Origin of the sequence: Runella sp. (assembly GCF_027484545.1) — a bacterium.
Classification (GTDB): Bacteria; Bacteroidota; Bacteroidia; order Cytophagales; family Spirosomataceae; genus Runella.
In genome coordinates this window covers 1-10458 of sequence record NZ_JAIXST010000170.1, presented here as the reverse complement: position 1 = coordinate 10458, position 10458 = coordinate 1, and the positions used below count along the sequence as shown (strand labels likewise).

The 10458-nt window shown below is 40.5% G+C and carries 13 protein-coding genes; 6 read left to right on the top strand and 7 right to left on the bottom strand.

From position 1 onward, the window contains the following. Nucleotides 1-113 precede the first annotated feature (113 nt). The 3 genes from Q0081_RS16220 to Q0081_RS16210 all read right to left on the bottom strand — a co-directional run bounded on the left by Q0081_RS16220 (nt 114) and on the right by Q0081_RS16210 (nt 1861). Nucleotides 114-467, bottom strand: coding sequence for a hypothetical protein (locus Q0081_RS16220; RefSeq protein ID WP_298355337.1), 354 nt, complete (start codon nt 465-467; stop codon nt 114-116). Nucleotides 468-570: 103 nt separating this feature from the next. Continuing rightward, nucleotides 571-1263, bottom strand: coding sequence for a hypothetical protein (locus Q0081_RS16215; protein ID WP_298355335.1), 693 nt, complete (start codon nt 1261-1263; stop codon nt 571-573). 7 nt (nt 1264-1270) lie between these two features. Then, nucleotides 1271-1861: an RNA polymerase sigma factor gene (locus Q0081_RS16210; protein ID WP_298355333.1), complete on the bottom strand. Its 591-nt coding sequence runs from the start codon at nt 1859-1861 to the stop codon at nt 1271-1273. Between the two features lie 201 nt (nt 1862-2062). Between Q0081_RS16210 and Q0081_RS16205 the strand changes: the two genes are divergently transcribed. Next, nucleotides 2063-2293 carry a hypothetical protein gene (locus tag Q0081_RS16205; protein ID WP_298355331.1) on the top strand — a complete coding sequence of 77 codons (231 nt, stop codon included), beginning with the start codon at nt 2063-2065 and terminating at the stop codon, nt 2291-2293. Between the two features lie 208 nt (nt 2294-2501). Next, nucleotides 2502-2876 (top strand): LytTR family transcriptional regulator DNA-binding domain-containing protein, encoded by a 375-nt coding sequence (locus tag Q0081_RS31900; protein WP_409034072.1) that lies wholly within the window; start codon nt 2502-2504, stop codon nt 2874-2876. 301 nt (nt 2877-3177) lie between these two features. On the opposite strand, the gene Q0081_RS16200 is transcribed toward Q0081_RS31900, so the two are convergent. Further along, complete coding sequence (locus tag Q0081_RS16200) at nt 3178-3894, bottom strand: hypothetical protein (protein ID WP_298355329.1); 717 nt, start codon at nt 3892-3894, stop codon at nt 3178-3180. A gap of 182 nt (nt 3895-4076) precedes the next feature. On the opposite strand from Q0081_RS16200, the gene gcvT reads away from it, so the two are divergent. Further along, entirely contained in the window at nt 4077-5177 is a 1101-nt protein-coding gene (gene gcvT / locus Q0081_RS16195) for a glycine cleavage system aminomethyltransferase GcvT (RefSeq protein ID WP_298355327.1), read from the top strand. Nucleotides 5178-5200: 23 nt separating this feature from the next. Beyond that, the gene (locus Q0081_RS16190) at nt 5201-5908 is read left to right on the top strand and encodes a 2-phosphosulfolactate phosphatase (RefSeq protein WP_298355325.1); all 708 of its coding nucleotides are present in this window, start codon (nt 5201-5203) and stop codon (nt 5906-5908) included. Nucleotides 5909-5986: 78 nt separating this feature from the next. Here the strand turns inward: Q0081_RS16190 and Q0081_RS16185 are convergent, their stop codons facing one another. From Q0081_RS16185 to Q0081_RS16175, 3 genes are read right to left on the bottom strand one after another with little or no spacing between them, the layout of a single operon-like run. After that, nucleotides 5987-6139: a hypothetical protein gene (locus Q0081_RS16185; RefSeq protein ID WP_298355323.1), complete on the bottom strand. Its 153-nt coding sequence runs from the start codon at nt 6137-6139 to the stop codon at nt 5987-5989. Nucleotides 6140-6141: 2 nt separating this feature from the next. Continuing rightward, nucleotides 6142-6591 carry a DUF6934 family protein gene (locus Q0081_RS16180; protein WP_298355321.1) on the bottom strand — a complete coding sequence of 150 codons (450 nt, stop codon included), beginning with the start codon at nt 6589-6591 and terminating at the stop codon, nt 6142-6144. Further along, nucleotides 6588-7010 (bottom strand): helix-turn-helix domain-containing protein, encoded by a 423-nt coding sequence (locus Q0081_RS16175; protein ID WP_298355319.1) that lies wholly within the window; start codon nt 7008-7010, stop codon nt 6588-6590. The genes Q0081_RS16180 and Q0081_RS16175 overlap by 4 nt, the downstream gene beginning before the upstream one ends. A 99-nt stretch (nt 7011-7109) precedes the next feature. Between Q0081_RS16175 and Q0081_RS16170 the strand changes: the two genes are divergently transcribed. Continuing rightward, nucleotides 7110-7877 (top strand): hypothetical protein, encoded by a 768-nt coding sequence (locus Q0081_RS16170; RefSeq protein ID WP_298355317.1) that lies wholly within the window; start codon nt 7110-7112, stop codon nt 7875-7877. Between the two features lie 7 nt (nt 7878-7884). Continuing rightward, nucleotides 7885-10458, top strand: a 2574-nt coding sequence (locus tag Q0081_RS16165) for a tubulin-like doman-containing protein (protein WP_298355315.1), incomplete at its 3' end; no start/stop codon positions are given.

The following is a 10458-nucleotide window of genomic DNA, read 5'->3' as shown; positions in this document are numbered from 1 at the left end:
TCTCGTCTAAAATCAGGCACTTCTTTAAAGGTTTCTTTCCATTTCATTCACAAAAATAGTCACTACAACCTTTTTGACCTACTTTTGCCTTTATAGGCCAGTTTTAAGTGCCTTTAACCTACAATATAATTGGGCGAAACCTGAAAGCCCAGAGTCGGCAGTATATTTGCTCGAATCCTAGAGCCGCTTGCACCGCCCGGTTTGCTATCGCCGTTATTTGCCAGACCGTCATTCCCATAAATGGGAACTCCTGTGGTATCACCCCAAAGTTGCAAGTTAGAGTCGCAGGGACAGGTTAAAGCTTTTTTCAATCCTAACGATCCAAGCAATTTTACATTAGCCTGCGATAGATTCTCTTTGTAAATGATGACTGACTTTGTATCATTATTGGAATTGGGGCATGGTTCTTGACATCCAACCAGTAGTATTCCCTGAAACAATACGATTAAATAATAGTAGGGGCGCATAGCGGTATCAAAAGGTTTAGTAGGTTTAGTCGCGATAGTGGATGCTACACGAACAATAATATTGAGAAATTTTTAAAGAAATTCAAAATTTTCTCTCAAATAGTTATCGAACGGTAGTAAGCCATCGCTCGGCTTCAGATTTTCCTGCTAAATCTTGGGTAATTACCTCTTCCAAAAGCCGTTGGGCCGTGGAATTATTCCCTTTTTTGAGATATGTTAGAGCAGCGTAAAATTTCCCCCTGTTTTCCAGCAGCTCGGTATCAGCCGCCATTCGCTCAAAAATAACAAGGGCAGCATCATAGTTTTTGAGTTGCAGTTGAGTCAGGCCCTCATACTCATAAGCACGTATCCGTGGATTGGCCCGAGCCAATCGGGTAAAGATGGACAAAGCTTCCCGGTATTTTTGATGATTATAGTAGTCAATGGCGGTTTGAAGGCTGTCGGCAGTGGTATCCAAGTGAGTATTCAACTGCATTAAGTTCTCTTCGATATAGACTTCTGCATATTCTTGAAGAGTGTGATTTGAAGGAATAACAACATACCAAACAGCTATCAATAACACCATAGCCGCTGCAACCCCTGAGGTCCACTGCCAACGCAACGGTTGAACTGGGCGGGCTTTCGTCCATTCGGCATGGCGTTTCTGAAAAGATTGTTCTTTAAGTGCGGCTTTGGTGCTTAGATAAAACGCTGCCTCATCGGCCAGAGCCTTATCCTGCTCCAGTTTTCTTTCGAAAGCCGCCCGCTCGGTGGCTGAAAGTCGCCCCTCAAAATAGTTGTCTATGGTTTCGTACATAATTTCATCATTGGCTTCCCTTGTACATGACTCTCAACTTTTCTAAACATCGTAAACGGGTAGTCTGGGCCACTCCATCCGTGTTATAATGATATTGCAGGGCAATTTCCCGGTCAGAAAAACCTTCACTCCACAGGGTCAGTATTTCCTGACATCGTTCTCCTATTCGGGTCAATAATTGCCGAATACGCTGATGGTCCTGTTGCCGAATCAAATCCGCTAAGGCAGTACGTTGGGTATCCGGCACAGGTATCAGCAAGTCGTCCAGTGATACTCGCTGAAATCCCTGTGCGGTATTAGTCGTGCGTTTTCGAATTACATCAACACACTTATTCAAAAAAATTTGATGAACATAGGTTTTCAATTCAGAACGACCTTCAAATCGCCCGGCAGCAATATGTTCAATTACGGTTAAAATCGTGTCAGAATAGGCGATTGAGGCATCGTCCTCTTCAATTTTATGCTTGCGGCTTCCGTTGCGAATCAAATAGCGGTATTTATAGTAGAGCCGGTTTTCAAAATGGGTTCGTTGGCTTCCTCCCGTACGGATGCCGTCCACAATATCCTGATCAGAAGGTTGGGTGCCGAAGATAGTCACAGGTAGCAGGGTTGGGTAAAAATCCAAAAAAAAGTACGGGTATTTCTTCCCGAAAAACAAATTTAAGGCCGTTTTTTTTACTCGTTTCGCAAGTTTTTGAAAAATAATCAAAAGAAGCTGTTCGTGCTTTTTGGGGTACTGCGACTAAGGGGCAGAACACATTTATCCAACTTTATTAATTACCTTTTAAACAACAAAAACATGAAAACGCTCTTTTTAACGTGCCTTACCCTTTTCGGGATAGGAATCAGCGGAGAGACTAAGGCGCAGTCGACCGTAGAAACACCTTCATTTATCGCCTCGGTTTATCCAGTACCCAACTCTTTCAAAGTTCGGGTGGTAGTCAGCAAGGAATATGGCAAGAAATTCTCCCTGTCAGTTCTGGATGAAAAGCAAAATGTGCTCTATTTCGGTCAAATGACAAAAAAATGACCCAACACCGCTTTGATTTGAATCTAAATGAGTTAGTCAATGGAAAATACTTCATTAACTTATCGGATGGGAAACAACCTATAGTTACAAAAATCCTCGTCAAAGAGCAAGCGATTCTAGCCAAACCGATTTTGTCTAATCAAATCATTTGCCTGAATTAACCAGCTCAATTATCATGGTTTCTCATGAATGAAACTCATTGGAAACCATGCTTTTTTTCGATTCGTCCCGTTTAAGAATCCTCAATATGAACTCATTACCTACCTCTCTTATTCTTCCCCAGACTCCTGTTTTAAGCCTCTTTCGCGGAAATGTTCATCTGCTCATCGCCGACATTGTCCGGCTCGAAGGAGACCGCAATTATACTTGTATCATTATGAGGAATGGGCGTCGACTAATGACCTCAAAACATTTAGGTGGCTATGAGACCGAATTACCCGACTGTTTTGTGAGGGTGCATAAAGGCTGTTTACTCAATATGCATTATCTACGCCACCGCAGAGGACGAACACTTCACCTGGTCGACGGCACAAAGCTGCCTTTGGCTCGTCGAAAGGTGAAATTATTGCCTGTAATGAAGTGACAGGGATTCGTCTGCCCATTGCAACGGAAGTAGAAAAACGGGAATGAAAAACGGAACGACCTCCATCCCGAAATTTTCGGTGAAAGATGAAGCAAAAGGTATCAGGAGTTTACGCAAAATCAGATCCACGAATCGGCACTAAGTGGTGATAAATAAGGCCTTTGCTTGGCGTGTGCCTCCCGCGTCGGCAATTAAAAGGGAAAACAAGGAGGTTAGGTTAAAAAGCGAATGAATCAAAGGGCGCCGATTGACGCCCTTTGATTTTATTGTTTTAATATATCAATTAACAATTCCTGCTTTATTAAAACCCACCCCCAATCCATTGCTCATCATCAAAATCCCCTTCCAATTGGCCTGATTTAGAGACAAATAAAGGACGAGATTTGACGGGATGCTCGGGTTTAACGGTCATAAAACTGCGGTATTGCTCGTCCGAAATCACTTCCAGAGCAAGTGCCCGTTTGAGAATAACGGTAAAAGGCATTCGGAAAAAATCGGCAATATCCATTGCCAAAGAGGGCGAAATTTTGGTAATGCCTCTGTGAAAAAAACTTTTCACTTCGGTTTCGGGAAGAAAAGCATCATTCACTAACTTTTCTGAGCGTTGACACAAGGTTTCCGATTGAGAATAACCCATGTACAGCCCCAATGATGCCGTGAGTAAACATGTATAATAATGGCGTTCGTATTCCTCGACACGGGCATTGATAAACACCCAGCCTTTGTCTTGGTACAGGGCCGAAAATCCGATAAAGTCTGATTCTATGTTGTGCAATTGAGCTACCTTGACCGTTTCAGGGTAGGCAAGTCTTCTTCCCAATTGTCGAATAATCTCCTGCCCCGAAGACACATCAGCCGCTTCGCCTGCCGGTTCGAGCAACCATTCTCCTTCCAAAAGTCCTTGAAATAACCGCTCTCCTTCGCGCTGAGCAGCAATTTGCCCCAGATGAAGTAACGTACGGTTTTGCAATTTGAAGTCAATCGCAACTTGATTAACAGGATGCTTTTTCTTGCTCATTTTCCTCTTAAAAGTCGGACCGCCGATGCGGTTGAGTATTAGACAAAAGTAAAGTAATTTTAAAGATGTTCAAAAGTAAAAAAGGCTCTTTTTTATAAATAACTTAATTTACAACTCACTCAATTACAAAATTTTCAAATTAGAAAGGTAGCTTTGCGTCCAAATTTCAACAAGCCAAAATCATGACTGACCACATAAAAACTGTTCCGCTCAATGACCTCCATCAGAAATTGGGAGCAAAAATGGTACCATTCGCGGGTTTTATGATGCCCGTGCGTTACTCGTCAGATCTCGAAGAACATCACTGCGTTCGTAATGGCGTAGGAGTGTTTGACGTATCGCACATGGGCGAGTTTATCGTCAAAGGCCCCAAAGCACTTGACCTTATTCAACGGGTATCTGCCAATGACGCATCGGTATTGTTTGACGGTAAAATTCAATATAGCTACTTTCCCAACGAACAAGGCGGTGCCGTAGATGATTTGCTGGTGTATCGGATTGATGCAGAAGAATATTTTTTAGTGGTCAATGCCTCTAATATTGAAAAAGACTGGAATTGGATTCAGAGTCATAACACCGAAGGAGTTCGCATGATTAACGCTTCGGACGATATTTGTCTTTTTGCCGTACAAGGCCCCAAAGCCGCCGAAGCCCTGCAAAAACTGACAGCCGTAGACTTATCTGCCATGGATTATTACACTTTCAAAAAAGCAACGTTTGCCGGCTTGCCCGACATCATTATTTCGGCAACGGGCTATACCGGTGCGGGCGGTTTTGAATTGTACATTCCTAAAGCGATGGCTCTTCACGTTTGGCACCATATTTTTGAAGCGGGTAAGGATTTCGGCATCAAACCCATTGGATTGGGGGCAAGAGATACCCTGCGCCTTGAAATGGGCTATTGTCTCTACGGCAATGACATTGACGATACTACTTCTCCGCTCGAAGCAGGATTGGGCTGGGTAACGAAATTTACCAAGCCATTCATTAATTCTGAGGCACTTCTTCAACAAAAACAGGCAGGGATTTCTCGCAAATTAGTAGGTTTTGAAATGATTGATCGGGGCATTCCTCGGGGTCATTATGACCTTTGTGACGCCGAAGGAAATATAATTGGACACGTTACTTCCGGGACTCAATCTCCTACTTTATCCAAAGGCATTGGCCTTGGTTATGTTCCCACCGCTTATAGCAAAACGGGAAGTGAAATTTTTGTAAAAGTGCGCGAAAAATTATTGAAAGCCCAAGTAGTAAAACCGCCGTTTGTCAAACCCGGGGTCTAAATTCAAAATAGAAAATAGTTTTTATGAAATCAATTGATGTGTGCCTAACCCCTGAATTACTTCCTCTTCATACTATTGACAACACAATCGTCGTCGTAACGGATATTTTTCGGGCAACGTCATGTATGGTAACGGGCTTAGCGTATGGGGTGGGTAGTATTACCCCCGTAGCAACGGTAGAGGAATGCTATGCACTGCAACAAAAAGGGTACATTGCCGCCGCTGAACGAAATGCCATGAAAGTAGAAGGGTTTGATTTGGACAATTCCCCTTTCAGCTACATGGATGAAGATTTGGTGGGAGCCCATATTGCGATGACGACCACTAACGGCACGCTCTCCATCACCAAAGCTAAAACGGCGGCAGTGAAAGTATTGGTAGGAGCGTTTTTGAATTTGGGAGCGATTGTGAATCACCTTCAATCTCAATCGTACGATGTGTTGGTGTTGTGCGCCGGTTGGAAAGGGCGCGTTAATCTGGAAGATACGTTGTTTGCCGGGGCCTTGGTGGATGCGCTCAAAGAAGAATACATGATTGCCGAAGACAGCGCCCTGATGTCGATGCGAATGTATCAACAGGCCCAAAATGATTTGCTAAGCTACGTTTCCAATTCGTCGCACGTACGACGTTTACAACGACTTGGTATTCAAAAAGATATTTCATACTGCCTCCAACGCGACCTCTACGACGTAGTACCCGTATTGCGCGGCAGTTCGTTGGTGGGAATGTGAAAATCAGGAGCGAGGAGTGGGTAGTCAGTAGTGATTTTTAACTATGTTCGCTACTAACTACTTAGGCTTGGAAGATTTCTAAAGGGGCTTACCTATAGGATTCTTGAGATTTTTGAGAATCTCTACGGCTTTTTCCATTTTCTTTTTTACAAAAGGAGAATCTGCGTAGCTTTTCAGATTCGGATTTATCGTATAATTTGGTCTGTCAAAACCTTTCTTGGATTCTTTCATGATTATGTAATGGTTTTTAGTTTAATCAAAAACGCATCATATCGTTTGTTCTGTACGATTTTTTCTCGTGTGTTATTTTTGACACCTTCTATCTCAAATACTTCGCTTACAGTATAATATTCACGATTAATGATAATCTGATAGAGCCTTGTACGTGAAGGTGTGCTTCCTGTCAAAAACACTATTTTATTAGGATAGGTTTCAAAAAACACCAGCATAGTCTGAATTACAGTGGCGAGTACTTTGTCTCTATCGTTGTTATTACTAATTACCTCATCGTCAAAGTCTTCATCGGAGATCATATCTCCAAAGGCCAAGTTGTAAATATCAGCCATATTGTACAAAGGACTGTAAACAACAGCCTTGGGAATGATCCCATTTGGTCCAATACTATCGAAGGTAAAGGAAAGTTGACTGGTACTGGCTTGAAAGTCGTAATACGGTTGTTTCATTTATTATCTACCTTCTCATACTTCTCTTTCAGATACCGCGCCTCCATCTCGGCTTTTTCTTTCTCGGCTTGGAGCAGCTTGAGCTCTAACTGCAGTTTTTCATTTTGGTGTTGCAGTTCGCGGGCGTCGTAGTTGTTAGTTGTTTGGCTTTGGCCTCCGTTATTTACTCCTGCCACTACTTGTGGTGTATCGCATTGGTCAAAAAAATTAGCGACGCGTTTGTTGAAGTTAAGGATGTCGTTGAGGGTTACGCCCAACTTCTCGGCTATCTTTTCCAAACGGCTGATGGTCACATCTTTTTCCCCTCTTTCAATTTCGGCATAAGTAGGCAGAGAAAGTCCCAACATTTCGGCCATATTCTCTTGCGAAAGCCCTTTGAGCGTACGAATTCCTCTGATTTTCTCGCCGACGTTGTTCATTTTGCTAAAATGTAAAGGTTCGATTGAGGTAAATATAAAGAAAATAGTGATTTGTAAATTGCTTTCGCAAACCTAACCTTATTTTTCAGTACTTTCTTCATGGATCTAATTACAGATGTCATTAGCATTATTTTGAATGGTTTAGGAAAACTATCAGCCAAAAATCTCTACCTGACTTTGGGTAGTGCTGTTATCTTGTCAGTAAGCTGCTTTTTTGGGTGTAATTATTATAGTCATCTCTGGAATAAAACTTATCAAACAACCCTTACTCACAAGGTTTTGAGTGGTATAGCTTCATTGTTTACATTTTTATTTGTGCTGGCATTTGTTGCATTTACTTTTTGGGAAGAAGTAGCAACCACTAAAATCACTATTTGGAAAGAGCGTTTAAAAAATGATTCAGTATTTATTAATAAGTGTTTTTACGATGCCTATTATGCTGTTAAGGCTCTGAATATTGAAGATTTCACTGATTATCCTTCCCCAGAAAACGGTGGAAGAATCATACCTATGAGTAATGAAAAATCTCAACTTACCTCAGGAGAGATCTATTCAAAATTAGCTTGCCAAAATTTCGACAGCGAAAATCCTCTTTTAGGATTAATACTACAATCTGATTTTGGGATTGCACCTGAGCTAATTAAGGAAGATACGAAGCGCCATTTTGCTGCTGGAGGGACTCTTTACCTTGTTAGTAATGGTGTAGAAATAGCAGCTACAGTTATCAAAAAAGAACTCACAAAGCAAGCACCAAGAGTAGTTACTTTAGCACGTACAATACTTGTGTTACTTTTTATTATTATCCCAATAATACCTTTTGGCTTGATTGGTTTTGCAGCATATAAAGACTTAAAAATTAAAGTATAAATTAAAGATGGACAATCATTTAATCATCGGTTTAGGTGGAACGGGCGGTAAAATAATTCGCTCTTTGCGAAAGACAATCTACCAAGAGTACAGAAATAATAAGCCCGAAGGGGTTAACATTGGGTATTTGTACATGGACACATCGGATGAAATGATGGATCCATCTGATAACACTTGGAGAGTGTTGGGAACAAGTGTCCAGTTAGAAGAAAACAGCAAGGTATTTATACAACCTGGTGACTTAGGAAATATTCTTGAAAATATAAACAATTATCCTAACATAAAGGATTGGATAGGTGCTACTGAAAATTGGAAAAGCTATCTAAAGTCTCTATCAGGTTTGAAAATTGCTGGTGGACAAAGGAGAAGGCTTGGAAGGTTTATTCTGACATCAAATATTGTAGAGTTTACAAAGAAACTAATATTGCAAGTAAACGCGCTTACGGACAGTTCCGGTCAAGCTGACGTACACTTTCATGTTTGCTGTGGTTTAGGAGGTGGTACCGGTGCAGGGACGCTAATTGATGTATTGGCTCAAATCAGAAGGTTATTCAATACCTCTGTTGTTTCTAAATTTAAAATAACACTTTATCTTTTTGTACCCGAAGAAAACCCCAAGGACGATAGAGCAAAGCCTGGTTTTTATCATTCTAACGGATATGCAGCATTATCGGAGTTGAATGCCTATATAAATTCTGTATATATGCCTATAGATATTAGTATTACATCTGCAACGAGCGAGCCTCGACTCAAAAATATTAAAGACCCTGTTTACGGAGCCTACCTCTTTTCAACGATAAACTCCAATGGAAATACCGTTGATATTGATCAAGAACTTCCACAAATAGCCGCTGATTTTTTATTTCAAAAGCTAATTTCTATTAGGGATATTGAATGGAAAAACAATGTATTAAGTAAAGCCGAAGATAACGAAAATTTTGATGCAAAACCTGAAAAAAGTGCTTTAAGCCCAATTGAAGAGCGCAGTGTGCGATTTTTAGCATTTGGTGTGAAACGAATAGCTATACCCGAAGAAGAAATACGGGAGTTTATCACCTACAACTATGCCAGCCAAGCTGCTTTACAGTTGCGCTTTAATAACTGGTCAGACGAGACGGGCTTTAGAAATGAGTCTGTTAATCAAAATTTTGGTGAATTGGTAGCTGATAAAAGGACGCATGAACGTTGGCGTATGACCGACGAACATTTTCAATTGTCGCTACCAATCATTGATGATACTGTTACAAAGCGTTGGAAAAAAATCGGCGATACGTGGCGATTTATAATTCCTGAGTACAAAACTATTTCAAAGGAGAAGAAAGATACTAACTGGCTCGATGAACTTAAAAAACTTTGCGATAAACAGTTCGTGGAACAATACCGTAATATGGGCGTACAAAAATTTTATGAGGCCAAAATTAAAGACCGTAAAGATCTGGCTCGTGAAATTGTGAATAAAATTGAAAAGGAAATATTCGAGGAATGGAAAAATGGTCAAAAATCATTGTTCGATATTCGGCGTTTGTTAGAGGTTTTAATAGAGAATTTAGAGAAACGTCTATCAGAAAGAGACGATAAATTAGTAAGCAATCAACAAAACGAAGAGCGTTCCCTTGCTACGATTGTTGAAAATGAAAAAACATGGTCTAGTGTTGGTGATTGGGCAGAGATATTCTTTAAGACGAAAACACAGTTGCTGGATGCGCAATCGGTTGCTTTTGAGGAACTATACATTTACAAAACACAATACGAGGGGTTAAAATTTGCTAAAACTTCGATGAGCGAAACTATAGAGCAACTTTATGGATTCAAGGCTCAAATCAACACCTCAAATCAAACTATTGATTCTGCCTTAAAGGTATTTGAGAAAAATATAGCTGAACGTTGCAATGATGACGAGGCTAAAATGAAATCTGAGGAATCGTATAAGCAACAAGTTGTTAGATTTTATGACCCTGCTAAGGTACGAGCAATCACCAAACGTTTTGTGAGAGATAGAAAAGAACAAGCATCACAAACTTCCAATGTTCGTAATGCCTTGGTTAGTCGTTTAGGTGACCAACCTAATTTTACTGTATTTAACGAGCGAATTTCTACATCAATGCTAATTAGCGAATTAGAAAAAACCTGTGACCAAAATGCTAAAAACGCTGAAGCATCATTGGAGGGAAAAGACAAACTATTCAATATTGGTATAGTGAGTAAGTTGAAAGAGCGATATGATGGTAATTTTGAAGAACTGGGCAAGTATGTTAGAAATATGATTAATTATTCTGGCTACTGGCTGACTCTGGACAAAAACGAAATCAATAAGAGTGGCGACGGTACTCATAATGCTTTTGACCCTAAAAGAACATTCTCCGTTATTATCCCCAAATCAGACGATAATAGAGAGTTCGTTGAGGAACTCAAAAATGCATTTAGAGCAAACTACGGACAAGGTATAACATTTGTTGAATCTGCCGATAAAAAGAACGAAATAGTAATTATTTCACTCATTAATGGCTTTCCTCTAAGATACATGAGCAATCTCAAATATCTGAAATCCAAATATGATGATAGAATTGCAAGAGAAGACAGT